The organism is Bradyrhizobium sp. 25ACV (assembly GCF_054863005.1).
This window is the reverse complement of sequence record NZ_JAVAYO010000004.1, coordinates 313,768-336,614: the sequence shown is the minus strand read 5'-3', so window position 1 is coordinate 336,614 and position 22,847 is coordinate 313,768. Positions and strand designations below refer to the sequence as shown.

Annotated in this window: 24 protein-coding genes; 8 read left to right on the top strand and 16 right to left on the bottom strand. The window is 64.8% G+C overall.

Annotation, left to right across the window (positions count from 1 at the left end):
• Window positions 1-155 precede the first annotated feature (155 nt).
• Window positions 156-1,499: an MFS transporter gene (locus tag RAD04_RS11645; protein WP_461623906.1), complete on the bottom strand. Its 1,344-nt coding sequence runs from the start codon at window positions 1,497-1,499 to the stop codon at window positions 156-158.
• Between the two features lie 78 nt (window positions 1,500-1,577).
• Here RAD04_RS11645 and RAD04_RS11640 point away from each other — a divergent pair, with 78 nt between their 5' ends.
• On the top strand, window positions 1,578-2,006 hold the full coding sequence (locus RAD04_RS11640) for a ribosomal maturation YjgA family protein (protein WP_461623905.1): 429 nt from the start codon (window positions 1,578-1,580) through the stop codon (window positions 2,004-2,006).
• Between the two features lie 100 nt (window positions 2,007-2,106).
• Here the strand turns inward: RAD04_RS11640 and RAD04_RS11635 are convergent, their stop codons facing one another.
• From RAD04_RS11635 to RAD04_RS11625, 3 genes are all read right to left on the bottom strand, one after another.
• Window positions 2,107-3,273, bottom strand: coding sequence for a winged helix-turn-helix domain-containing protein (locus RAD04_RS11635; RefSeq protein ID WP_461623904.1), 1,167 nt, complete (start codon window positions 3,271-3,273; stop codon window positions 2,107-2,109).
• Window positions 3,274-3,400: 127 nt separating this feature from the next.
• The gene (locus tag RAD04_RS11630; protein ID WP_028141758.1) at window positions 3,401-3,655 is read right to left on the bottom strand and encodes a hypothetical protein; all 255 of its coding nucleotides are present in this window, start codon (window positions 3,653-3,655) and stop codon (window positions 3,401-3,403) included.
• Between the two features lie 120 nt (window positions 3,656-3,775).
• Entirely contained in the window at window positions 3,776-4,021 is a 246-nt protein-coding gene (locus RAD04_RS11625; RefSeq protein ID WP_461623903.1) for a hypothetical protein, read from the bottom strand.
• Between the two features lie 556 nt (window positions 4,022-4,577).
• Between RAD04_RS11625 and RAD04_RS11620 the strand changes: the two genes are divergently transcribed.
• Complete coding sequence (locus RAD04_RS11620; RefSeq protein WP_461623902.1) at window positions 4,578-5,219, top strand: OmpA family protein; 642 nt, start codon at window positions 4,578-4,580, stop codon at window positions 5,217-5,219.
• Between the two features lie 56 nt (window positions 5,220-5,275).
• On the opposite strand, the gene RAD04_RS11615 is transcribed toward RAD04_RS11620, so the two are convergent.
• Complete coding sequence (locus RAD04_RS11615) at window positions 5,276-6,634, bottom strand: phospholipid carrier-dependent glycosyltransferase (protein WP_461623901.1); 1,359 nt, start codon at window positions 6,632-6,634, stop codon at window positions 5,276-5,278.
• Window positions 6,635-6,756: 122 nt separating this feature from the next.
• Here RAD04_RS11615 and RAD04_RS11610 point away from each other — a divergent pair, with 122 nt between their 5' ends.
• Entirely contained in the window at window positions 6,757-7,458 is a 702-nt protein-coding gene (locus RAD04_RS11610) for a FecR family protein (RefSeq protein WP_461623900.1), read from the top strand.
• Between the two features lie 2 nt (window positions 7,459-7,460).
• Window positions 7,461-8,615 carry a hypothetical protein gene (locus tag RAD04_RS11605; RefSeq protein WP_461623899.1) on the top strand — a complete coding sequence of 385 codons (1,155 nt, stop codon included), beginning with the start codon at window positions 7,461-7,463 and terminating at the stop codon, window positions 8,613-8,615.
• A gap of 112 nt (window positions 8,616-8,727) precedes the next feature.
• Here the strand turns inward: RAD04_RS11605 and RAD04_RS11600 are convergent, their stop codons facing one another.
• The 3 genes from RAD04_RS11600 to RAD04_RS11590 form a co-directional block, all read right to left on the bottom strand.
• The gene (locus tag RAD04_RS11600; RefSeq protein WP_461623898.1) at window positions 8,728-9,216 is read right to left on the bottom strand and encodes a VOC family protein; all 489 of its coding nucleotides are present in this window, start codon (window positions 9,214-9,216) and stop codon (window positions 8,728-8,730) included.
• Window positions 9,217-9,257: 41 nt separating this feature from the next.
• Entirely contained in the window at window positions 9,258-9,686 is a 429-nt protein-coding gene (locus RAD04_RS11595) for a VOC family protein (protein WP_091956138.1), read from the bottom strand.
• A gap of 116 nt (window positions 9,687-9,802) precedes the next feature.
• Window positions 9,803-10,315, bottom strand: a complete 513-nt coding sequence (locus RAD04_RS11590) for a cupin domain-containing protein (RefSeq protein WP_007606929.1) — start codon at window positions 10,313-10,315, stop codon at window positions 9,803-9,805.
• 128 nt (window positions 10,316-10,443) lie between these two features.
• Between RAD04_RS11590 and RAD04_RS11585 the strand changes: the two genes are divergently transcribed.
• Complete coding sequence (locus RAD04_RS11585) at window positions 10,444-10,662, top strand: CsbD family protein (RefSeq protein WP_026202894.1); 219 nt, start codon at window positions 10,444-10,446, stop codon at window positions 10,660-10,662.
• Window positions 10,663-10,830: 168 nt separating this feature from the next.
• Here RAD04_RS11585 and RAD04_RS11580 read toward each other — a convergent pair whose 3' ends face one another.
• The 5 genes from RAD04_RS11580 to ggt all read right to left on the bottom strand — a co-directional run bounded on the left by RAD04_RS11580 (window position 10,831) and on the right by ggt (window position 17,067).
• Window positions 10,831-11,295, bottom strand: a complete 465-nt coding sequence (locus RAD04_RS11580) for an FKBP-type peptidyl-prolyl cis-trans isomerase (RefSeq protein WP_018323238.1) — start codon at window positions 11,293-11,295, stop codon at window positions 10,831-10,833.
• 60 nt (window positions 11,296-11,355) lie between these two features.
• The gene (locus RAD04_RS11575; RefSeq protein WP_461623897.1) at window positions 11,356-13,647 is read right to left on the bottom strand and encodes a xanthine dehydrogenase family protein molybdopterin-binding subunit; all 2,292 of its coding nucleotides are present in this window, start codon (window positions 13,645-13,647) and stop codon (window positions 11,356-11,358) included.
• A 2-nt stretch (window positions 13,648-13,649) separates the two neighbouring features.
• On the bottom strand, window positions 13,650-14,669 hold the full coding sequence (locus tag RAD04_RS11570; RefSeq protein ID WP_461623896.1) for an FAD binding domain-containing protein: 1,020 nt from the start codon (window positions 14,667-14,669) through the stop codon (window positions 13,650-13,652).
• A 4-nt stretch (window positions 14,670-14,673) separates the two neighbouring features.
• Complete coding sequence (locus RAD04_RS11565) at window positions 14,674-15,288, bottom strand: (2Fe-2S)-binding protein (RefSeq protein WP_461623895.1); 615 nt, start codon at window positions 15,286-15,288, stop codon at window positions 14,674-14,676.
• A 192-nt stretch (window positions 15,289-15,480) separates the two neighbouring features.
• Window positions 15,481-17,067, bottom strand: coding sequence for a gamma-glutamyltransferase (ggt, locus tag RAD04_RS11560; protein ID WP_461623894.1), 1,587 nt, complete (start codon window positions 17,065-17,067; stop codon window positions 15,481-15,483).
• 198 nt (window positions 17,068-17,265) lie between these two features.
• Between ggt and trhO the strand changes: the two genes are divergently transcribed.
• Both trhO and RAD04_RS11550 read left to right on the top strand, forming a co-directional pair.
• A complete protein-coding gene (gene trhO, locus RAD04_RS11555) occupies window positions 17,266-18,063 on the top strand; it encodes an oxygen-dependent tRNA uridine(34) hydroxylase TrhO (protein ID WP_461623893.1) in 798 nt (265 codons plus the stop codon).
• Window positions 18,053-18,271: a SlyX family protein gene (locus RAD04_RS11550; protein WP_461623892.1), complete on the top strand. Its 219-nt coding sequence runs from the start codon at window positions 18,053-18,055 to the stop codon at window positions 18,269-18,271. Before trhO ends, RAD04_RS11550 begins: the two co-directional genes overlap by 11 nt.
• A 6-nt stretch (window positions 18,272-18,277) precedes the next feature.
• On the opposite strand, the gene RAD04_RS11545 is transcribed toward RAD04_RS11550, so the two are convergent.
• Both RAD04_RS11545 and RAD04_RS11540 read right to left on the bottom strand, forming a co-directional pair.
• Window positions 18,278-20,182: a sensor domain-containing diguanylate cyclase gene (locus RAD04_RS11545; protein WP_461623891.1), complete on the bottom strand. Its 1,905-nt coding sequence runs from the start codon at window positions 20,180-20,182 to the stop codon at window positions 18,278-18,280.
• A gap of 173 nt (window positions 20,183-20,355) precedes the next feature.
• On the bottom strand, window positions 20,356-20,571 hold the full coding sequence (locus tag RAD04_RS11540; protein ID WP_461623890.1) for a hypothetical protein: 216 nt from the start codon (window positions 20,569-20,571) through the stop codon (window positions 20,356-20,358).
• 107 nt (window positions 20,572-20,678) lie between these two features.
• Between RAD04_RS11540 and hemE the strand changes: the two genes are divergently transcribed.
• Window positions 20,679-21,713, top strand: a complete 1,035-nt coding sequence (gene hemE / locus RAD04_RS11535; RefSeq protein WP_461623889.1) for a uroporphyrinogen decarboxylase — start codon at window positions 20,679-20,681, stop codon at window positions 21,711-21,713.
• Window positions 21,714-21,852: 139 nt separating this feature from the next.
• Here the strand turns inward: hemE and hemC are convergent, their stop codons facing one another.
• On the bottom strand, window positions 21,853-22,833 hold the full coding sequence (gene hemC / locus RAD04_RS11530) for a hydroxymethylbilane synthase (protein ID WP_461623888.1): 981 nt from the start codon (window positions 22,831-22,833) through the stop codon (window positions 21,853-21,855).
• Between the last annotated feature and the right edge of the window lie 14 nt (window positions 22,834-22,847).

Here is a 22,847-nt window from a genome sequence, read left to right as displayed (position 1 = left end):
ATTTTAGGGCGGGCTGAGGCTCACAGCCCGGGTCCGGCGCCTCAGGCTGAACACCGTAGGGTGGCGCTAGCGCCGTGCCCACGACCTGTTTGGGCCGGAGAGAGGTGGTGGGCACGCTTCCGCTTTGCCCACCCCACGGAACCGTTTGCTCGGCTCTATTCTTTGTGCTCGGCAAACTCGTGCTTGCTGTCATGGCCCCCGACGAACACCAGGATGCCGGCGATCAGGGGCAGCACAGCGAGCACCAGCAGGCCGGTCGAGGTCTGGCCCGTGGCTTCCTTGACCCAGCCGATCAAATAGGGCCCGCCGAAGCCGGCGAGGTTGCCGATCGAGTTGATCAGGGCGATGGCGCCGGCGACCGCGGTGCCGGAGAGCCAGGCGGTTGGCAGGGTCCAGAACACACCGAAGCAGCAGAACACGCCAATCGCGGCGACCGTCAGCACCACCATCGTCATGGTGGGATCGGTGAGGTAGCTGGAGACGGCGAGCGCGACGGCAGTGAGCAGCAACGGCGCGCCGACATGCTTCACGCGTTCGCGCGTCGCATCGGAGTGCCGCGCCCACAGGATCATGGCGATGGTGCCGAACAGATACGGGATCGCGGTGACGAAGCCGGTCTGCGCGTTGGTCAGCCCGAACGCCTTGACGATCTGCGGCAGCCAGAACTGCATGCCGTAGAGCGCGCCGACGAAGCCGAAATAGATCAGGCTGAGCGCGATCACCTTCGGCGATGACAGCGCCTCTCCGAGCGAGAAGTGCTTCACCGCCTGCTTGGCCGCGATTTCCGAATCGAGCTTCGCCTTCAGCCACGCCTTCTGCTCGGCCGACAGCCAATCCGCCTTCTCCGGCTTGTCGGTGAGATAGAACCAGGTGACGATGCCGAGTAGCACGGAAGGGATACCCTCGATGATGAAGAGCCACTGCCAGCCCTTCAGGCCCATCGCACCGTCGAGCCCGAGCAACAGGCCAGAGATCGGCGCACCGATCACGGTCGAGACCGGCACGGCAATGGCAAAGGCCGCCAGGAAGCGGGCGCGATACTCGGCCGGATACCAGTAGGTGAGATAGAGGATGATGCCGGGGAAGAAGCCGGCCTCGGCGACGCCGAGCAGGAAGCGCAGGACGTAGAAGCTCGTGACGCCGCTGACGAGCGCCATCAGGGCCGAGATGATGCCCCAGGTCACCATGATGCGGGCGATCCAGCGGCTGGCGCCGAACTTCTCCAGCGCCAGATTGCTCGGCACCTCGAAGATGAAGTAGCCGAAAAAGAAGATGCCGGCGCCCCAGGAGAAGATCAGCGGCGTGAACTTCAGCTCGGCGTTCATGGTCAGCGCGGCGAAGCCGAGATTGACGCGGTCGAGATAGGAGAAGAAGTAGGCCAGCACCAGGAACGGGATCAGGCGCCAGGAGATGGCGCGGATCGTCGAGGTCTCGATTTCCGACTTGTTAAAGTTCTTGGCGCCACCGGCGGAACCGGCATAGGTCGTGGTCTGGCTCATGGCTTCCCCCAGGGTTGTTGCTTTTATGGGCTGGTTGCGGTTTTCAGCATCGCGGCCAAAGAGTCAATGGAGCGAGCAATGCACGGGACGCAGCCGGATAAACCTGTTGCGCTGTTACGGACATCGCTGATCCGCGCCGCCCTCGCGCTCGCGGTGATCATCTGCGGGCTGTCGCTGCGCTGGTACGGCTTTCCGCTCGGCCTGCCCGCCTTCGTCGTGAAATACAGCGGCTCGCTGTTGTGGGCGACGATGGTGTTTCTGCTGGTCGGGGTTCTGCTGCCGCGGCTCACCCGGACGCAGATTGCGGCCATCGCGGCGATGATCGCGGTCGTCGTGGAATTTTCCCGACTGGTGCATACGCCATGGCTCGATGCGTTCCGGCTGACGACGGCCGGCGCACTGCTGCTCGGGCGCATCTTCTCGCTGTGGAATCTGGTGGCGTATGCGGTTGGGATTGCGTTCGGCGTCTGGATCGATCGGCCGGTTCAGCTGCGTAGGGTGGGTTAGCCGAAGGCGTAACCCACCACTGTTTGTATCCGCGGAAACCGAAGTGGTGGATTGCGCTTCGCTAATCCACCCTACGAGACCGACAACATGGTGGCCAGCTTCACTCCGCCAATTGAAACCGCTCGAAGCGATCGAGCTCCTCTTCGATCTTTTGCTTGAGCTCCTTGCGCCCCGCCGTCTTCTTGCCCTGCCCGACCCAGGTCCATTTCTGCATCAGCAGCTTCTTCGCCTGCCGGTCGGTCTTCAGATCGAGCGCGGCGACGATCTCGTCGCCGACCAGCACCGGCAGCGCAAAATAGCCGAGCTTGCGTTTGGCCTTCGGCACATAGGCCTCGAACAGGTGGTTGTAGCCGAAGATGAGACTGGTGCGCTTGCGCTGGATGACCAGAGGATCGAACGGCGAGAGGATGTGGACGAGATCAGGCGAGACCGCCTCGCCGTTCACCTCGAGCGCGGCCGGCGCGGCCCAATGCTCCTGCTTGCCGGCGCCGTCGATCGCAACAGGCACGAGCTCGCCGCGGCGGACACGCGAGGCGATAAGGACGGCCACCGCCTTCTTGCGCGGCGCGTCGAGGTGGCAGATCGAATCCAGACTCACTACGCCCTGCGACCGCAGCGCGCGATCGAGCAGATAGGTCGTTATGTCTTTCGACGACGCCGGCCTCGGCAGTGTGTCCCAGCCGAAGTGCCGCGTCATCAGCTCATAGGTCTTGAGCATGCCCTGCCGCTCGCTGATGGTCACGGCGCCGGTATAGAAGGCGAGCTGCAACGCCCGCTTCGAAGGCTTGCGGCTCTGCCACAGATGCTCCTTCTCGGTGAGCACGTCATCCTCGATGTCGCGGATCGTCAGCGGCCCGGCGCGCACCAGCCGCATCACCTTGCGCGTGTCGGCAGGCTTCACCGAGGCGAACCATTTGTGCCCTTCGCGGCGGTGCTCGCGCATCGCCGGCAGGAAGAAGCGGAAGTCGCCGGCGGGTACGTAGGAGAGCGCGTGCGTCCAATACTCGAACACGCTTCTGTCGACGCTCTGGGCGTGGCGCAAATCGGCGCGCCGGTAGGACGGGATGCGGCTGAACAGGATGTGGTGATGGCAGCGCTCAATCACGTTGATGGTGTCGATCTGCACATAGCCGAGATGAGCGACCGCGTCCGCGACGGCCTGAGCTCCGTCGCCGAACGGGGCGCGCTCGTCCAGCCGCTGGGCATGCAGCCAGATCTGCCGGGCCTGTGTCGTGGTGAGGTGGAGCGGTTTGGGCGCGCGTGACATTGCGGGGAGGAATGTAGCGGGATTCGCGCCAAGAAAAAGAAGAAGAAAAAGAAGACCTCGAGGCAGCAGTCAAAAAAACCGCGCTGCCATCTGCTGACAGCGCGGCCGGATGCGGGGCGCCTCCCGCCTACTTCATCGTCATCGCCTTCTGCGACTTCATGTAGTGCATGCAGGCGCTCTTCATCTTGCCGTTGCTCATGTCCGTGTTGGCCATGGCCATTTCCTTGTTCGCCGCCATCTTGGCCGGCGTGTCGGGCGTACCGCCCATCATGGCTGCTGACTTCATCATGTTGTCCTTGGTGCACGCCATCATCGCGGCGGACGCGGGGGACAGCGAAAGGGTGAACGCGACAAAGGCTGCAGACGTGAGCAAGATCTTCATGGAAAAGTCTCCTCCGTAAAACAAAACCGGCGTCATGCCGGCCTTCGCAATTACGTATTCTCTCGCGCTGACGTTTCGCGGAGAAGACAATTTTCTTGCTGCGATGCGAAGGCGGAGGGCCTAGCGGCCATCCTTCGGGGTCTTGGGCCGGTCCCCGAGGCTTCCGGTAGCGACATCCGGCTCGCACAGGGCCTTGCCGCGCCCCTCCGCCTGGCAGCGATAGACGCTGCCGGTGAGGCGGTCGACCAGCCACACGTTCTCGTCGGTCGGCGCTCCAAGTCCGACATAGCGGGAAGTCAGCCCCGTGATCAGCGTCGACAGCAGGATAGCCACCGCGATCATGGCCGCACCGATATAGATGGGCATCGAGCTCAGGGACACTGTCCGATCCGGCGGGCCGCTGCGATTGAAGTAGTCACGCTGATAGTCACTTGGCCTCGGCACGGGACGGAACTCGGCTCCTTCATTCGGCAATTGGCGGGGACAACGTCCTGCTAGGCGCGCATCTTGCCGATTTGTTGTTCACGGCCGGGCTGCGCGGCGACGGCTTTGCGACGATCGGTGTGCAGAGGTTTCCGCCGCCGAGTCTGCCGTCCCTCGCCAGCGCCGGAACCCTTGGTCAGCCACATCCGCGGCAAGGAGGGGAATGAGCCTGCTCGCAAGGTGATTTCAATCACACCGGGGATTGCCGCTGCTTGAACCCACGCCGCGGAGCGTGCGACGACTGCTATTGGTCCGATTGGCCCTGTCCCCGGGGCCATCGCGAATCGCGCCGGTCCGATGCCCGAAACGCCCGGGAATGCGCCAGGATGGGGCCGGAACCGGCTGTGGCCACCGTGACCAAGATCACATCGGGACCTTTGAACCTGCCCTATGCTCGCAGCATCAAATCGCTATCAGGCGTAACAGCGAGGATACGACAATGACCCGTTTTGATAAGCTCTTTGGACTGAAGGCGATAACTCTCTCCGCCGCGCTGTCGATGACGGCGGGCCTGGCTGTGGCCGGTGACAACAATGTCTCCACGGGCCAGATCCTGGATGCCCTGAAGCCGAAGCCGGCGACCCGTGGCCTGTCCGCCGGTCCGCAGGCCGATCCGGCGGCGCAGGCCAAGGAATCGACATTCCTGAACACCGTGCGCAACCGCTCGACCCGTTCGCTCTCGACGGGTGAGCGCGAGCAGATTGCCGAACTCGCCGCGACCAAGCCGAAGATCGATCTGGAAATCCAGTTCGACTACAACTCGGCCGACATCGCCAAGACCTCGATGACCTCGGTGCAGGCGCTCGGCAAGGCGCTGTCCGATCCGGCGCTGAAGGGCTCGACCTTCGTGGTCGCCGGCCACACGGATGCGACCGGCGGCGAAGAGTACAATCAAGGTCTCTCCGAACGGCGCGCCGACACCATCAAGAAGTACCTGGTGCAGAATTACGGCCTCAACGGCACCGATCTGGTCACCGTCGGCTACGGCGAGACCAAGCTGAAGGACACAGCCAACGGGGCCGACCCGGTCAACCGCCGCGTCCAGGTCGTGAACATGGACACCAAGACCGCGTCGAAGTGATCTCGATTTGATCGCTACCGAAGACACGCCGCCTGCCGCCCCGGCAGGCGGCGATATCATATCCAGCTCTGGAACAGCATCAGCCGGCCAAAGCTCCGCATCGACGTGCCGATGAAGGCCGCAGAGACCGGCAGCATGACCGCAAAGCCGATCGCGGCGACACCGACATAGGCCCACAGCAGCCAGCGCGGCAGGCCGTCCCGGCGCAGCACATAGACCAGCGCGAGCGACGCCGCGGTGGCGGCCGGCAGATAGTAGTAGATGAACCCGAGCGTGCGCGGCAGCAATGCCCAGGCGAGCCAGGGACCGAAATAGAACGTCGCGATCAGGAATGCATCCCACCGGCGCAGCACGATGAAATCGCGCAGCACGAGCGCGAGTGCGAGCAAGGCCGGCCACAACACCAGGGGATTGCCGAGGAAGACGATTGCGGAGACGTTGTCCTCCCCCGTCTTGTCGAACAGGAACCACACCGGGCGCGCGAGCAGCGGCCAGGATGGCCACGCGCTCATATAGGTGTGTCCGGCGATCGCGGTGGTGGTGTTGTCGGCAAAGATCCGGCGCTGCGCCTCGATCAGATCCGGCAACGACACGCCGTAGAGCGGAACGAAAGCCGCAAGATACGTCATCGCCGGGAGGATGGCGAAGCAGAGCGCGACATGATGCAGCCTGAGGTCGGGCCAGAGGTCCGGCCGGTACCAGTCGTCCGGCTTCGCGTCGGCGAACAGCGTGCGCCAGCCCTGCATCAGGCGGATCACCGCAACGATGACGATGCAGACGCCGAGTGGAAACAGGCCACTCCATTTGCAGGAAGCGGCCAGGCCGAACAAACTGCCGGCAAGCGCGAACAGCGCCTGCGGCCGCTCTCGTCGAAAACCATGCATGAAGGCGGCGGTCGCGAGCAGACCGAAGCCGAGCGCAAAGATGTCGAGCATGGCGATGCGCGCCTGCACGTAGAGCATCTGGTTCAGGGCGGTGATCAGCGCCGCGGCGATCGCGGGCCCTTGCGCGGAGAACAGCGCGAGGCCGCACAGATAGATTGCGACGATCGCCAATGCGCCGAACAATGTCGCAGGATAACGCCAGCCGAGCGCGTTGTCGCCGAAGGTCGCGATCGAGGCCGCGATCAGCTCCTTGCCGAGCGGTGGATGCATCGGATTGAGCATCGGCTGCGACATCGCCGGTGCCAGCATCTGCCGCGCCGCCGGCACGTAGTGCACCTCGTCGAAGACGAACTTCTCCGGCGTCGTCAGTCCGATCAGCAGCGCGAGATGGGCAGCTAGGAAAATAGCGACAGCAACCACTGCGCTTCGCGACAATCTCGGAACTGCGGACCGTTCGAGCGGCTGCTGTGGGGATGTTTTGCGTGGCAAATTTGCGTCACCGCGGACAAAAATAAGGATCGCGGTTTTCATTGAACGCATTCCGCCGCGGCTGTCACTAAGCATAACGCACGTCCGCGCCGCTTGTGATAATTTCGCCACATCAGAAGCGCGCGCGATCCGGTACGATCAGGGGCACATCGATCGGTTGTGAAATGAATTTGCGTTTCTGGCTTTTCTTCACCCTGTTGTCGGCCGCACTGTGCGCGGCGCCTGCTGCGCTGGCGCAGACGCGCGTCGGCGAAGCCGTCGTGATCCAGAACGAAGTGGTGCGCGTGGCCGCGGCCACCACGCCGATCAGTGTCGGCGACAGCATGCTGCGCGACGAGACCGTGCGCACCGGCGCCGACAGCGCCGCGCGCTTCGTCATGGCCGACAGCACCAATTTGTCGCTGGGCCCCAGCGCCACGCTCAAGCTCGACCGCACCGTCTTCAACGACGAGCACAGCTATCGCGATGTCGCGATCCGCATGACCACGGGCGCATTCCGTTTCGTCACCGGACATTCCGAGAAGACCGCCTACAAGATCACGACGCCGCTTGCGACCATCGGCGTGCGCGGCACCACGCTCGACATCCTCTCGCAGCGGGGACGCTCCGTCGTCGTGCTTCAGGACGGCGCGGCCAGCGTCTGCACGACGAATTCGAAATGCGTGCAGCTCACCCAGCCGGGCGACACCGCAATCATCACATCGACCGGCGGCAAGGTCTCGATCACCAAGACCAACACGCCGCCCTGGACCTTCGCCGCCAACTGCGCCGCAAGTGCCGGGCTGTGCGCAGTGAACCAATATGCCGGCGCCTCGCCGACCATCACGCCGGCCGTCCAGGACGACGGCATGCTGTGCGGGCGCTGACGATGGCGAAATTCAACTTTCGGCTCTTCGCCCTCACCGGCCTGCTGACCGCGGCCGCTGCGCTGGCATTTGTCGCGCTCGACATTCGTCCCGCCGCAGCTCAAGCGACCTGCGAAATCGGATGCGGCGAGCCGACGCCCTACCCGACCTATTCACCGTCTCCGACGCCGACATATTCTCCGTCGCCCTCACCCTCCCCTTCGCCGAGCCCCTATCCTTCCCCATCGCCGAGTCCATATCCGTCACCGAGCCCGACACCGACCGGGGCCGATTCCAGCGGCAATTCGACCGGCGGCCTCGCGGGCCAGCGCTTCAACCAGATGATCACCAACCGGGTGCTCGGCACGGTCCTGCTCGGCGTCAACGAGCAGGTCAATTGCAGCGACTGCATCAGCGCGTTCGGCTCGGCCGGCTCGTTCTCGGCCGGCATCCACGGCCGCAAGGAGCTCACCAACAATCTGTCGCTGCTCGCCGGCATCGCCTACACGCACTACAACGAGGGCGGCTACAAGATCACGAGCGCGCCGATCGGCGCCTTCGCGCTGCGCTACGACTTCACCGACTGGGGATCGTCACGTCCGTTCTTCGACGTCGGAACGATCCTGACGCCGTGGGAGAAGGCGCGCTACACCCGCAGCTACAACACCAGCCTCGGCCCGGTGAGCGTGACGAGCTCGACCAACGCCTCGAACTACGCGGTCTACGGCCGCGCCGGCTGGATGAGCCGCGTGTCGCCGCGCGACGAGGTCGCAGCTTCGATCGAGGTCTGGCAGCTCTGGCAGCGCGTGTCCGGCTATAGCGACAATGCGGTGGCCTTCAACCCGTTCGACGCCACCATCGCGACCGGCACCGACCGTACCAGCCTGGTCAAGATCGGCGGCCAGTGGACGCATCTGTTCGGCAACAACGTCGAGACCAACATCAATGGCGGCTGGGTGCAGTCGTTTGCGAGCCACAGCGGCATCGTCGCCACCGTGACCGGCGACGGCGTGGTGGTGCCGACCATGGGCAACCAGGGCTGGTTCGAATATGGCGGCCGGCTCGGTTTCCGCGTGCAGAAGGGCTGGGTCGTGGATCTTTTCGCCAACGGCACGCTGGGTCCGCAGCCGGTCGGCAACACCATCCACGGCGGCGTGGGGCTACGGATAAATTACTGAGGCAGCTCTTCGGTGGGCAAAGCGAAGCGTGCCCACCACTCTCTCAACTGGAGACGGATCGTGGGCACGACGCAAGAGCGCCTTTGCCCACCCTACGGCACCTGTGTCGTCGTCACGCCGCCGACTTGCCCTCGAACGCGCGGCGCAGCTCGGCGACATCCAGCTTCACCATCTTCATCATCGCCTGCATCGCGCGCGCGGCCGCTGCCCTGTCCGGGCTCGACAGGAATTCGAACATCACCTTCGGCACGACCTGCCAGGCCACGCCCCAGCGATCCCGGAGCCAGCCGCACTGCTCCTCTTTGCCGCCATGGGCGAGGAACGCATTCCAGACGCTGTCGACCTGGGCCTGGTCATCACAATGGATCATCAGCGAAATGGCGTGGGTATATTCCATCTTCATCCCGCCGTTGAGCGCGACCAGCGGCTGACCGGCGACCGTGAACTCGACGACGAGCACGGAGCCTTCCTTGCCGGAGGGGCCGTCCGAAACATTGCGCTGAACGTGCGTGATCGCCGAATTCGGCACGAGCGAGACATAGAACTTCGCGGCTTCCTCGGCATCGCCGTTGAACCACATGCAGGGTACGACCTTGGACATCGTGAATGTTCCTCGTTGGCTTAGCGTTCGACGGGCTGCGATCAGGCATTCGCCATGGCGGGCTGCGGAGGGACAGCCGCCATGTCCAGCCAGTTCACACCCCACATGTGACCATCCGGATCCTCGAAGCTGCGGCCGTACATGAAGCTGTATTCGTCCTTCGGGCTGGGATCGGCCACCCCGCCTGCCGCCTCTGCCTTGCCGACAATCGCGTCGACCTCGTTGCGGGTGTCGGCGGACAGGCAGAACAGCGCCTGGTTCGAGGTCCTGGCATCTGCGATCGGCTTTGGCGTGAACTGGCGGAATTTGTCGTGGGTCGCCAGCATCACGTAGATGGCCTCGGAAAAGACCATGCAGCTCGCCGTGTCGTCGCTGAATTGCGGGTTCCGGGTCGCGCCGACCGCCTCATAGAAGGCGGTCGCACGTTTGAGGTCGGTCACGGGAAGATTGAGGAAGATCATCCTGGGCATCGGAAGCTCCTTGGGCGGGTTCTGCCCAAGGACGGATCGCCAGGGGGCCACCCGACACAGCTTCCGAATATTTTTTAACCCCCGGAGACGATCGCGCCTCCCATCGCGGGGCGGTCTTACTTCTTCTCGTTCGGATCCCGGTGGATGGGGTCGACCCACAGCACGGTCTCGGGCTTCTCGACCGGCTCGATGTCGAGGTTGATCGCCACCGCCTCGCCGTCGCTGCGCACCAGCACGCATTCCAGCACCTCGTCCGGGCTGGCGTTGATCTCCTGATGCGGCACGTAAGGCGGGACGAAAATGAAATCGCCGGGGCCCGCCTCCGCGGTGAATTGCAGGCTCTCGCCCCAGCGCATCCGCGCCTTGCCCTTCACCACGTAGATGACGCTTTCGAGGTGGCCGTGGTGGTGTGCACCAGTCTTGGCATCCGGCTTGATGCTGACGGTGCCCGCCCACAATTTCTGGGCGCCGACGCGCGCGAAATTGATCGCGGCCGCGCGGTCCATGCCCGCCGTCGACGGCACGTTGGTATCGAGCTGGTTGCCGGGAATGACGCGCACGCCGTCATGTTTCCAGCGATCGTCGTGATCGTGGTCATGGTGGGAATGCGAATGGTCATGGCCGGTCATGGGACTTGCTTTCTGTTGGTTCCGTGCGCGGCAACCTAACCCGAAGCCGCACTCGCGAGCCATGCCAAAATCGGAACCCTCGTAGCTGCGGGACGTTGCCTTTGCGAGCAAAATGGAAGGAGAGTTTCATGGGTAGCACGACCGACAAGATCAAGGGTAACGCCAACGAGGCGATCGGCAAGGCCAAGCAGGGCATCGGTGAAGCCACCGGTTCCGAACGCATGAAGGGCGAAGGCGTGGTCCAGGAAGTGAAGGGCAAGGGCCAGCAGGCCATGGGCGATGCCAAGGACGCCGCAAAGGACGCGATCGATCGCGCAGCGGCAGGGGCAAAGCGCGCGACGGAATAGCGCACGCAGGACTGAACGCGAAAAGACCGGCCTTTTGGCCGGTCCTTTTGTTCGTATCGATTATCTCCGACATGGCCGGGCTTGACCCGGCCATCCAAGTCTTAGCAGCACGAAGAAAGAACGTGGATGCCCGCGACAAGCGCGGGCATGACGACGTGGAGACGTCAGTTATTTCACCGCAAGCAATTCCACGTCGAACATCAGCGTCGCATTCGGCGGGATCACGCCGCCGGCGCCGCGGGCGCCGTAGCCGAGCTGCGGCGGGATGATCAGCGTGCGCTTGCCGCCGACCTTCATCGAGGCGACGCCCTCGTCCCAACCGGCGATGACACGGCCCTTGCCGATCGGGAATTCGAACGGCTCCTTGCGATCGACCGAGCTATCGAATTTTTTGCCCTTCTGACCGTTCTCGTAGAGCCAGCCGGTATAGTGCATCACGCAGATCTGGCCGGGCTGCGGCGAGGCACCGGTGCCGACGGTGGAATCGATGATCTGCAAGCCTGAAGCTGTGGTCATGGTCTTTCCTGCGGTCTGGGCCGAGGCCGTGGTGGAAACGAAATGCGACACGCCTGCGATCACCGTGATCGCGAGTGCCGACATCAGGGTGAGGAGCGCGCGCTGGAAACGCTGCATAAGGCACCTTCCGTTTGAGGCGGAAGGTGTCTAGCGCAACGCGGGTGCGGTTTCCACCCCTCACACCTCGATATTTTCCAGCCGAACCGGGAGCGTGCGGATGCGCTGACCGGTGGCATGGTGGATCGCGTTGCAGATCGCGGCATTGGTGCCGACATTGGCGAGCTCGCCGAGGCCCTTCACGCCGACGGGATTGATGCGGTCATCCTGCTCGGAGAGCAAAATGACCTCTACGCCGGCGACGTCCGCATTCACGGGCACGAGGTAGTCGGCAAGATTGTCGTTGACGTAGCGCGCATTGCGCTCGTCGATTTCGGTGGCCTCCAGCAATGCCGACGACATGCCCCAGATCAGTCCGCCCATCAGCTGGCTGCGCGCCGTGCGCGGATTCATGATCCTGCCCGCCGCAAACGCACCGACGAGGCGAGGACAGCGGATTTCGTGGGTGAAGCGATTGACACGGACCTCGACGAACTCGGCGCCGAATGCGTAGGCGATCTGGTCTTTCATGGCGTGACCACCAACGAGCCGCACCTGCCCGTTGTGCATGGCGCGGAAGGAATCCAGCGGCGCGCCTTCCGGCTTCCACTCGCCATATTCCTCGACGACGCCGACACCGAGCGCATCAAAGGCCTTCTCGATATCGAGCGGACGATCGCCCTTCGCCGCTTGCGTGGCCGGTGTCTGGCCGAGACCCACGGTCTCCTTGGCCCGGTCGGTCAGGCTTTGAGCCGGCATCGCGGCCTTGAATAGGCGCTGGCGAATCTGGTCGCACACCATCATCACCGCCGAGCAGGTGCTCGCGGTCGAGTTCGAGCCGCCGGCAACCGGCGCCGGTGGCAGATCGCTGTCACCCATGAAGACGGCGACTTTCTCGAGGGGCACGCCGAGGCGCTCGGCCGCGGTCTGGGCGATGACCGTATAGGCACCGGTGCCGATCTCGTGGCCGGCGATCTCGACCCGGGTCCGGCCGTCGCGCTGTAGGCGCACGCGCGCGGCCGACGGCCCCATCTGCGTCGGATAGCAGGTCGCGGCACAGCCATAGCCGATCAGCCAGTCGCCGTCCGACATCGATTTCGGCTGCGGCGAGCGCTGCGCCCAGCCGAAGGCCTTGGCGGCCTCGTCGAAGCACGCCATCAGCGAGCGCGAGGTGTAGGGCTTGCCACCGATCGGCTCGTTGGTGGTGTCGTTGATGCGCCGAAGCTCGACCGGATCCATGTTCAGCTTGACCGCGAGCTCGTCCATCGCGCTCTCCAGCGCAAACAGATACGGCACCTCCGGCGGCGAGCGCATGAAGCCCGGCGTGTTGCGGTCGGCACGCACGATCGACACCAGGCTGTCGACGTTCGGGCAGGCATAGAGCCGCGTCGTCGTCTTGGTGCCGCCGACGCAATAGGCGTCGGCGCGCGAGGAGACCTCGGCGCCCTCATGCCTCAAAGCCAGCAGCTTGCCGTCCCGGTTTGCGCCAAGCTTGATCTCCTGGCGCGTCTCGGCACGGTGGGTCGTAATGGTGAAACCCTGATCGCGGGTCGGGACCAGCTTGATCGGGCGGCCCAGGCGTTTGGCGATGCCGGCGATGATGGCGGTCCGCGGCGTCATCGAGCCGCGCGAACCAAAGCCGCCGCCGACATAGGGATTGACCACGCGTACCTTGTCGGCGTCGATACCGAGCTGCTCGGCGACGCCATTCTTCAAGCCATAGACGAATTGGCTGCCTTCGTAGATCACGAGATTGTCGCCCATCCAGACGCAGCTCGTCGAAAACAGCTCCATCGGATTGTGGTGCTGCGTCGGCGTGTCATAGGCGGCGGTGAGCTTGACCTCGGCCGCATCGAACGCCTTGGCGAAATCGCCGACCGCAGGATCTTCCTTGAACTGCGCGTTCTGGCCCTTAGCGGCGGCCGTGGTCGTTCCCGGCGAGTCGAAGCTCGCGCTGGGCGCGGTGGCGGTGTAGCTGACCTTGACACGATTGGCGGCCTCGCGCGCGGCCTCGTAACTCTCCGCAACAACGACAGCGATGATCTCGCCGTCATGCGCGATCTCGGCCGACTTCAGCGGCTGGATCGTGGTCCCGGCATAGCCGCCATTGCTGAACAGCTTCGACTCCTTCAGCTTCGGGGCGTTCTCGTGCGTGACGATCTCGATTACGCCGCGGACGCCCTTGGCTTCATCGAGATCGAAACGGTTGATGCGGCCCTTGGCAATCGCACTGGTGACCAGGAATGCGTAGGCCGGATTGTCCAGCGGCATGTCGGAGGCGTAGGTCGCCCGCCCCGTGACCTTTGCAGCCGCATCATAGCGCGGCACGGGCTGGCCCATATTCGCCTTGGGCGAGGGAGCTGCAGCGGTCATGATCAGATCTCCATCGTTACGGCCTGCTGGAGCGCGCGCGCCACCACGCGCTTGCCGAGCGCGATCTTGAAGCTGTTGTGCCGGCGGCCGCGGGCGTCTGCAAAAGCGGCATCAGCGACGCGCTGCGCCAGAGCTTCGTCGAACTTTTGTCCCTTCAGCAGCGCCTCCGCCTCGCGCGCCCGCCAAGGCATGGTGGCGACGCCGCCGAGCCCGACGCGCGCATCCCGGATCGTGCCGTCCTGCACGTCGAGCGCGATCGCAGCCGAGGACAGTGCGAACTCGTAGGATTGCCGGTCGCGCGCCTTGAGATACACCGAGCGCGGCCAGCGTCCCTGGATCGAGAAGGCCGAAATCAGCTCGCCGGGCTGAAGCGTGGTCTCGATGTCGGGGGAGTTCCCCGGCGCCTTGTGCAACTCCGCGAACGGCATCGTGCGCGTGCCCGCCTTGCCGGTGATTTCGACCACCGCATCGAGGGCGATCAACGCCTGCGCGAAATCGCCGGGATAGGTCGCAATGCACTGATCGGACGTGCCGAGCACGGCATGCATGCGGTTGACGCCGTCCATGGCGGCGCAGCCTGAGCCGGGATTGCGCTTGTTGCAATTCTCGTAGGAGACGTCGCGGAAATAACTGCAGCGCGTCCGCTGCATCACGTTGCCGCCGAGCGTCGCCATGTTGCGCAGCTGGGCGCTGGCTGCGAGCTTCAGGGAATTCGCGATCACCGGATAATTGCGCTGGATCTCGCCATGGGCGGCCACATCGGACATCTTTGCGAGCGCGCCGAGGCGTAATCCGTCATCCCTAGGCTCGATTGCCGACCAGGCCTGCGCCAGCGGATTGATATCGACGATCGCGGCGGGCCGCATCACGTCGAGCTTCATCAGATCGATCAGCGTGGTGCCGCCGGCAAGCGGCTGGGCTGTCGCCTGCGTCAACGGATTATTGGCTGTTGCCGCGGCGGCGCTCAGCGCCTGCACGGCCATGTCAGGGTCTGTTGCCCGCTGAAACGAAAAAGGTCGCATGCGCCTAGCCTTTCATGATCTCGGGCGCGGCCTGCTTCACGGCCGCGACGATGTTGGGATAGGCCGCGCAACGGCAGATGTTGCCGCTCATATATTCGCGGATGTCGGCCTCGCTCCCGGCATGTCCCTCCTTGACGCAGGCCACGGCGGACATGATCTGGCCGGGCGTGCAATAGCCGCACTGGAACGCATCGTTGTCGACAAAGGCCTGCTGCATCGGGTGCAGGCGATCGTCGGTCGCCAGCCCCTCGATCGTCGTGATCTCCTGCCCTTCCGCCGCGAGCGCGAGCGTCAGGCATGACACCACCCGCCGATCGTCGATCAGCACCGTGCAGGCGCCGCACTGGCCGTGGTCGCAGCCTTTCTTGCTGCCGGTGAGCTTGAGGTGATCGCGCAGCGCATCGAGCACCGTGGTGCGCGCGTCGATGCGCAGGCGCTTGTCCTTCCCGTTGACGCGCAGCGTGACGTCGACGGGAAGTGAGGGGTCCTGTGCAGCTGGGGCTTTGGCTTCCTCTGTGGCCGCGCGCGCTGTGATCGGGACGAGCGCACTGCCAGCCGCGCCGACCATGAAGGCGCGCCGATCGAATGTTGATTGTTTGGAACCTGATGTGTCGGACATCGACGCCTCCGCCGCTTATCTGCAAAGCAGCGCACGCCTGCACCGCTCATCGCCCCTTAACCGGAAGCAATGAACTCTGTTCCGAACGAGAAAGGGCGACGCAGCAAATGCCGCGTCGCCCTTCGTCAACTTTTCCTGATCTTGCGCGCGGAACCCCGCGCGGCTTGCGCGCGGAACCCCGCGCGGCTTCACTCAATAGCCGAGCGCGCAGCCGTCCTTGCGCGGATCGGAGCCGCCGGTGAGCGTGCCCTTGTCCCAGTCGATCCAGATCGCCTGCGCGCCGCCGAGCGGGCCGACCACGCTGGTGGTCTTGTGGCCGAGCTTCTTCAGGCCCTCGACGATCGCAGCCGGCACGCTGTCCTCGAGCTGATACTGGCCCTCGTAGTGCAGGCCGCGCGGCATGTCGATCGCCTCCTGCACGTCGCAGCCATAGTCGAGGATATTGGTCACGACGTGGGTCTGGCCGACCGGCTGGTACTGCCCGCCCATCACTGCGAACGGCATCACCGAGCGGCCGCCCTTGGTGAGCAGGCTCGGCATGATCGTGTGCAGCGGCCGCTTGCCGCCGGCGATGCAATTGGGATGGCCCGGCTGGATGCGGAAGCCGCCGGCGCGGTTCTGGAACAGGACGCCGGTCTTGTTCGAGACGATCGCCGAGCCGAAGGAATGCGCGATCGAATTGATGAACGAGCAGACGTTGCGGTCCTTGTCGACGACGGTGATGTAGATCGTCGACGGATTCATCGGCGGTGCGACGTTCGGCAGGTCCAGCATGCCGTCCATGCGGATCTTGGCGATGTGCTCGTCGCAGAATTCCTTGGCGAGGATCTTGGCGACCTCGACCTGCATGTGGTCGGGATCGGCGACGTGGAGCTCGCGGTGCATGTAGGCGATACGCGCGGCTTCGGCTTCGAGATGGAAGCGCTCGATGCTGAGCGGCGCGTATTTCGTCAGGTCGAACCGCGACAGGATGTTCAGCATCAGCAGCATGGTGAGGCCGGGTCCGTTCGGCGGGCACTGCCAGACGTCGTAGCCCTTGTACATGGTGCCGATCGGCGTCGTCGTCTCGGTGGTGTGCGCGGCGAAATCGTCGAGCGTGTGCAGGCCGCCGATGCCCCTGAGGGTCTCGACCATGTCTTCGGCGATCGGGCCCTTGTAGAAGGCGTCGCGGCCGTCCTTGGCGATCGCGCGCAGCGTCTTGCCGAGCTCGGCCTGGCGGATGACGTCGCCGGCCACCGGCGGCTTATCCCCCGGCAACAGGTAACGCACGGTGTTGGTGCCGCCCTTCAGCTTCTCGAACTGGTTCTTCCAGTCGAAGGCGATGCGGGGGGCGACGACGTAGCCTTCCTCGGCCGCCTTGATCGCGGGCTGGAGCAGCCGATCGAAGCCAAACTTGCCATGGTCGCGCAAGACGGTCGCGAACGCATCGATCACGCCGGGGATCGAGACCGCATGCGCCGAGGTCAGCGGCACCGAGTTGATCTTGCGCTCCAGGTACCAGTCGGCGTTCGCCGCCTTCGGGGCACGGCCGGAGCCGTTATAGGCGATGATCTTGCCCTCGCCGCGCGGCTGGATCAGCGCAAAGCAGTCGCCGCCGATGCCGGTCGATTGCGGCTCGATCACGCCAAGCAGGGCCGAACCCGCAACCGCCGCGTCCACCGCAGTGCCCCCTTCGCGCAATACCTCGATCGCGGCGAGCGAGGCCAGCGGATGCGAGGTCGCCACCATCGCGTTGGTGGCGTGGACCGTGGACCTGCCTGGGAAATGAAAGTTTCTCATCGAATTCTTGCTCTCTTGGGCCCGTGGCGCGGATGGCGCGCCATCTCGGAAAAACCGGGGTTACATGACACATTCCGGCCCGCTGGGGCAATGCTGGCATACCAGGGAAATGGCTGCCATCCGCTGAGCGAATAGACCTTTCGAGGCCGGCGGCCATGCGGGTTTTCCGGGCGGCAGCCGCCTGCTAAACGAGCCGCCATGTCTGATCCGCATTCGACTATCAAGGTCGCCGCCTTCTACCAATTCGCGGCCCTCCCCGATTACCGCGAGCTGCGCGAGCCGCTGCGCGCGTTCTGCGCCGGCCTTAAGCTGAAGGGCAGCGTGCTGCTGGCGCAGGAGGGCATCAACGGCACGCTCGCCGGTGCGCCGGAGGCAATCGATGCCCTTGCCTACGAGCTCGCTCACGGCGACATGTTCGGCGGCAGGCTGAACAATCTCGAACTGAAATTCTCGGCCGCCGAAGCGATGCCGTTCGGGCGGCTCAAGGTGCGGCTGAAGAAGGAGATTGTCACGCTTGGCGATACGGCTGCCGATCCGACCCGCCAGGTCGGCACCTATGTCGATGCGAGCGAATGGAACGCGCTGATCTCCGCGCCCGACATGCTGCTGCTCGACACCCGCAACGCCTTCGAGGTGGCGATGGGAACGTTCGAGGGCGCCGTCGATCCCGGCATCAGGAGCTTTGGCCAGTTCAAGGATTTCGCCGCCGTCGAGCTTGATCCGGCAAAGCACCGCAGGATCGCGATGTTCTGCACCGGCGGCATCCGCTGCGAGAAGGCGAGTGCGCATCTGCTCGCGCGTGGCTTTGCCGAGGTCTATCACCTCAAAGGCGGCATCCTCAAATATCTGGAAGAGGTGCCGGAGGCGCAGAGCCGCTGGCGTGGGGAGTGCTTCGTGTTCGATGAGCGCGTCGCGCTCGGCCATGGTTTGCAAGAATCCGGCTTGCAAGAATCCGGTTTGCGCGAACGGGACAAGGGACACGGCCGTGACGAATGAGATCAAGGCGCTCGCCGAGCGCATCGACACGCTGGAAACGCGCCTCGCCTACCAGGACGACACGATCGAGACGTTGAACCAGACCATCACAGCGCAGTGGAAGCAGATCGATCTGCTGACGCGGAAGATCGCAGAGCTCGGCGAGCGGCTGCAGGAAGCCGAGGCCAATGCGCCGGGGCCGACCAACGAGCCTCCGCCGCATTATTGAGCCGTCTTACTGGCCGGACGCCTTGGGCAGCAGGTTCATGAGCTCGCCGGACATCACCAGGCGGTCGCGGCCTGCATCCTTGGCGGCGTAGAGCGCCCGGTCGGCAGCCTCAACCAGCGAGGCCACGCCCGCCGTGCGCTCCAGCGCCGGCCGACAGGTCGCACCGCCGACCGAGGCGGTGACGCATCCGGATTCCAGATTGGTGGCATGAACGAGGCCGGCCTCGTGGATCGCACTGCGGATCCGTTCGCCGAAAAGGGCGCAGCCGACGGCATCGGTGTTGGGCAGCAGCATGGCGAACTCCTCGCCGCCATAGCGCGCCGCCAGATCGCCGGCGCGTTGGGTCTCGGCCGCGATGATCTTTGCGACCAGACGCAGGCAGGCATCGCCCGCCGGATGGCCGTATTCGTCGTTATAGGCCTTGAAGTGATCCACATCGATCATCAGCAAAGCAAGGCTGGAGCGGTCGCGATAGGCGCGCGCCCATTCCTCTTTCAGCCGCTCGTCGAAGCGGCGGCGATTGGCAAGGCCGGTGAGGCTGTCCTCGATCGCGAGCGTCTCGAGCCTGGTTTCCAGCTTCTTGTGCTCGGTGATGTCGCGGGAGATCGCGACCACGCCGTCGACGCGGCCATTGTCCTTGCGCGTCACCCGCATGGTCGATTCCAGCCAGACTTCACCGTTCTGCCGGTGCGAGTTGCGGTAGGTGAGACGCGCCTCCTCCCGCTCGCCACGCTTCATGGCGTCGACGATCGCCTGGACCTCCGGCAGATCCTCCGGATTGATGCCCGCCAGCGCCGGCGTGCCGATCAATTGATTGGCGCGCCAGCCGACGACGCGCGCGGACGAGGGCGAGACATAGCGCAGCCGCTCGTCGAGCCCGATGCGGGTCACCATGTCGCTGGAGCCTTCGGCGAGCAGGCGGAAATGCGCCTCTTTCTCGACCAGGGCCGCGGCCATGCGCTGGCCCCGCTGCAACTGTCGCACCAGCACGGCGCCGATGATCGCAATCAGCATCACCAGCGCGACGACGTAGAGCATGCGGGAGATTGCCGCGGCGCGCCAGGGCGCGAGCAACTCGTCCTTGTCGACTGTGGCGAGCAAAAGGAGCGGGAAACGGCTGCTGCGCTTGAAGAAGCTGACGCGCTCGGCGCCGTCCAGGGGGGACTTGAAATAGTAGGCCCCACTCGGCCGTTGCAGGCTGGCGTCGCGGAATAACGGCTTGTCGGAAACGCTGCGTCCGACGAATGTCTCGTTGCTGGGGTTGCGCGCGATGATCAGGCCATCGCCATGCGTGAGCGACACCGAGCTGTTGCGGCCGATCTCGAACTGCTCGTAAAAATGCGAAAGATATTTTGAACTGATGGTCGCGAGCACCACCCCGCCGAAGCTGCCGTCGGGCTTGTTGAAGCGGCGCGACAGGGTGACGACCCATTCGCCGTCCAGGAGGCTCTTTACGGGACGGCCGACATGGGGCTCTCGTTTCGGGGAGAGCTGATGATAGCGGAAAAACGCATCGTCGCTGAGCGTTGAGCCGATCGTGCCGGGCGAGGTCAGCCAGTTGCCCTGGTCGTCGATGATGGCGAGGCTGTGAACGCGCTCGATGGCCTTCTTGCGTACTTCCAGCAGGGTGCGCAGTTTGGCGATCGTGGCGGGTGCAGTGCCGTCCATCTCGAGCCGGCTGACGACGCCGACGACGCCGGAATCCAGCAGATCGAGGCTGTCCTCGGCATGCTGGGTCAGCGAGCGGGCAACGTTCGCCATCTCGGTCTCGGCGCCCCTGAGCACCGCATCGCGCGCAGCCCATTCGCGCCAGCCGCTGACGCCGAGGATGGTCGCGCAGGTCAGCACGACGAACGCCGCCGCGCGCAGCGGCAGACGGCTCCATCCGGCTCTTTGGGTCGAAAGGCTCATGCGGCAGAATTCTCCGATCGTCGGAAACTCTGCCGCTTCTATTATTGAACTCTGAAATCACTACTGGAATACGCAGCCATCTCCCCGGTTTCCAGTAGTCCTACGGACGTCGCGATCAGCACATCGCTAACAAGGTATTAGCAAGCCGATCGGAATCCCGGCGTCGCCTTCCGCTAGCTGAAGATTGCCTTCACCTTGTCCCAGAGCGAGGGGCTGTCGGCTTCCGCATCAGCCTTCGTGGGTGTCGGCTGGGCGGCGCTTACGGGATCAGACGCTGGGAACGTGTCCTTTAGCCCGGCGTCGAGCTTGGATTGCCGATCAGCGGCGAGCGCCTCGTGCGGATCGACGGCGTGCTTGTCGTGCGGGGCGGGATTGAATCTCTCAGCCATGATCTCCTCCATCGGCTGGATCAACGCGGCCCTCTTGCGCTGGTTCCCCTGTTCCGCTGAGGGCCGGAGCGGTGTATCAGAGGCCATAACCTTGCTCAGGACCATTCGTGCCCCAATCTGCGACGAAACCTTTCATCGACGTGCTCTCCGGCCAGCGCCAGAGCATCCCGCCCATGTGGATGATGCGGCAGGCCGGCCGCTATCTGCCGGAATATCGCGAGGTCCGCGCCAAGGCCGGCGGCTTCCTCGACCTGTGCTTCAACCCGGAGCTTGCGGCCGAGGTGACGCTGCAACCGATCCGCAGGTTCGGCTTCGATGCGGCGATCATCTTCTCCGACATCCTGGTGATCCCCCATGCGCTCGGGCGCTCGGTGCGGTTCGAGGTCGGCGAGGGCCCGCGGCTGGATCCGCTGGATGATCCGGCGAAGGTCGCAACGCTCGCCGCGCGCGCCGACTTCGGCAAGCTCGAGCCGGTATTCGAGGCGCTCAAGCTCGTCCGCGGCGCGCTCGATCCAAAGATCGCGCTGATCGGCTTCTGCGGCGCGCCGTGGACGGTGGCGACCTACATGGTCGCGGGCCAGGGCACGCCGGATCAGGCGCCGGCGCGGATGATGGCCTACCGGCACCCGGAGGCGTTCGCTGAAATCATCGACGTGCTGGTCGAGAACTCGATTCAATATCTGCTGTTGCAGCTCGCCGCCGGCGCCAATGCCTTGCAGATCTTCGACACCTGGGCGGGCGTGCTTCCGCCGGCCGAGTTCGCGCGCTGGTCGGTCGAGCCGACCCGGCGCATCGTGGAGGGCGTGCGGGCCAAAGTGCCAGATGCGAAGATCATCGGCTTCCCCCGCGGCGCCGGTGCGCAATTGCCTGGCTATGTCGAAGCGACCGGCGTCAATGCGGTCAGCATCGACTGGACCGCGGAGCCGGGCTTCATTCGCGAACGCGTGCAGAGCAAGGTCGCCGTGCAGGGCAATCTCGATCCGCTGGTGTTGATCACGGGCGGCGCGGCGCTCGACCGCGCGGTCGACAACACGCTGGCCAATTTTGCCCAAGGGCGGCTGATCTTCAATCTCGGCCACGGCATCCAGCCGGAAACGCCGATCGCCCATGTCGAGCAGATGATCAAGCGCGTACGGGGCTAATAACAAAAACGCGAAAACAACCCCATGCACAGTAGGCAAGTCATTGAAAACTCAGGACCGGCCGCGCGTGGCGCAGACGCGCGTTTGACACGTCGGGCAAAACAGGCGCACGCCCGCATGATCCCGTGATCGCGGCCGCCTAGCGCGGCCGGCTGCGCTCGATGATCTCGGCGGCGCCCTTCGTCAGCAGATCCAGACCCACCGCACGGCCGAGCTCGCGCGGCCGGTTGGCGGGGCCTTCGCGCGAAGCCTCGATGATGATGTTGCCGGAAAGATCGAGCACGGATGCGGTGAGCGACATTTGATCGCCCGTGATGGTCGAGAAGCCCGCCACCGGCGAATTGCAGTGGCCGTTCAGCACCCAGAGCACCTCGCGCTCGGCGTCCGCGCTGGCATGCGCGGCGGGATCGTCGATCGATGACAGGACTTTTCGCGTTTGCCAGTCCTGCGCGGCGCATTCGACCGCGACGATGCCCTGCCCCGCCGCGGGCAGCATCTCGGCCGCGGTGAACTCATAGGCGATGCGGCCGGCGAGGCCGACGCGGTCGAGGCCCGAACGCGCCATGATCAGCGCATCGGCCGGCCCCACCGTGCCGCCGTCCGGCAGGCGCTGCTTCTCACCATTGTCGAGCTTTCGCACACGCGTGTCGGCGGCGCCGCGGAAGTGGATCACCTCGACGTCCGGAAACAGCCGCCTTGCATAGGCCGCCCGGCGCACCGCGTTGGTGCCGATCTTGAAACCCTTGCCGTTGGACTGGCGGAGCGCCTGCACTGTGACGCCGTCGCGCAGCACCAGCGCATCACCGGGCGGATCGCGCGACAGCGTGGCGCCGATCACGAGGCCCGGCGTGTCCTCGTTACCGGGCATGTCCTTCAACGAGTGCATCGCCGCATGCAATTCGCCCGAGAGCACGGCGGCCCGGATCTGCGCGACGAAGGCGCCGCCCTTGCCGCCATGGGGCAGCAACTTGCTGGTCTGGTCGGTATCGCCGGTGGTGTCGAACTTGACGATTTCGACGTCGAGACCGGGCACGGCGGCGGTCAGGCGGCGCGCGATCTCTTCCGTCTGTGCCAGCGCCATTGTGCTCTTGCGTGTGCCGATCCGAAATCGAGTAGCCAAGTCCAAACCCTCTC

What these genes read in the sequence shown, in the direction of transcription:
- RAD04_RS11590 (WP_007606929.1), bottom strand. Translation starts at nt 10,315, where the DNA reads ATGACCGGCCATGACCATTCGCATTCCCACCATGACCACGATCACGAC.
- RAD04_RS11640 (WP_461623905.1), top strand. Translation starts at nt 1,578, where the DNA reads ATGCACGGGACGCAGCCGGATAAACCTGTTGCGCTGTTACGGACATCG.
- RAD04_RS11565 (WP_461623895.1), bottom strand. Translation starts at nt 15,288, where the DNA reads ATGTCCGACACATCAGGTTCCAAACAATCAACATTCGATCGGCGCGCC.
- RAD04_RS11545 (WP_461623891.1), bottom strand. Translation starts at nt 20,182, where the DNA reads ATGAGCCTTTCGACCCAAAGAGCCGGATGGAGCCGTCTGCCGCTGCGC.
- RAD04_RS11635 (WP_461623904.1), bottom strand. Translation starts at nt 3,273, where the DNA reads ATGTCACGCGCGCCCAAACCGCTCCACCTCACCACGACACAGGCCCGG.
- RAD04_RS11580 (WP_018323238.1), bottom strand. Translation starts at nt 11,295, where the DNA reads ATGCAGCGTTTCCAGCGCGCGCTCCTCACCCTGATGTCGGCACTCGCG.
- RAD04_RS11605 (WP_461623899.1), top strand. Translation starts at nt 7,461, where the DNA reads ATGGCGAAATTCAACTTTCGGCTCTTCGCCCTCACCGGCCTGCTGACC.
- RAD04_RS11585 (WP_026202894.1), top strand. Translation starts at nt 10,444, where the DNA reads ATGGGTAGCACGACCGACAAGATCAAGGGTAACGCCAACGAGGCGATC.
- RAD04_RS11610 (WP_461623900.1), top strand. Translation starts at nt 6,757, where the DNA reads ATGAATTTGCGTTTCTGGCTTTTCTTCACCCTGTTGTCGGCCGCACTG.
- ggt (WP_461623894.1), bottom strand. Translation starts at nt 17,067, where the DNA reads ATGAGAAACTTTCATTTCCCAGGCAGGTCCACGGTCCACGCCACCAAC.
- RAD04_RS11570 (WP_461623896.1), bottom strand. Translation starts at nt 14,669, where the DNA reads ATGCGACCTTTTTCGTTTCAGCGGGCAACAGACCCTGACATGGCCGTG.
- RAD04_RS11600 (WP_461623898.1), bottom strand. Translation starts at nt 9,216, where the DNA reads ATGTCCAAGGTCGTACCCTGCATGTGGTTCAACGGCGATGCCGAGGAA.
- RAD04_RS11630 (WP_028141758.1), bottom strand. Translation starts at nt 3,655, where the DNA reads ATGAAGATCTTGCTCACGTCTGCAGCCTTTGTCGCGTTCACCCTTTCG.
- RAD04_RS11645 (WP_461623906.1), bottom strand. Translation starts at nt 1,499, where the DNA reads ATGAGCCAGACCACGACCTATGCCGGTTCCGCCGGTGGCGCCAAGAAC.
- RAD04_RS11575 (WP_461623897.1), bottom strand. Translation starts at nt 13,647, where the DNA reads ATGACCGCTGCAGCTCCCTCGCCCAAGGCGAATATGGGCCAGCCCGTG.
- RAD04_RS11620 (WP_461623902.1), top strand. Translation starts at nt 4,578, where the DNA reads ATGACCCGTTTTGATAAGCTCTTTGGACTGAAGGCGATAACTCTCTCC.
- RAD04_RS11595 (WP_091956138.1), bottom strand. Translation starts at nt 9,686, where the DNA reads ATGCCCAGGATGATCTTCCTCAATCTTCCCGTGACCGACCTCAAACGT.
- RAD04_RS11615 (WP_461623901.1), bottom strand. Translation starts at nt 6,634, where the DNA reads ATGAAAACCGCGATCCTTATTTTTGTCCGCGGTGACGCAAATTTGCCA.
- RAD04_RS11540 (WP_461623890.1), bottom strand. Translation starts at nt 20,571, where the DNA reads ATGGCTGAGAGATTCAATCCCGCCCCGCACGACAAGCACGCCGTCGAT.
- trhO (WP_461623893.1), top strand. Translation starts at nt 17,266, where the DNA reads ATGTCTGATCCGCATTCGACTATCAAGGTCGCCGCCTTCTACCAATTC.
- RAD04_RS11625 (WP_461623903.1), bottom strand. Translation starts at nt 4,021, where the DNA reads ATGCCCATCTATATCGGTGCGGCCATGATCGCGGTGGCTATCCTGCTG.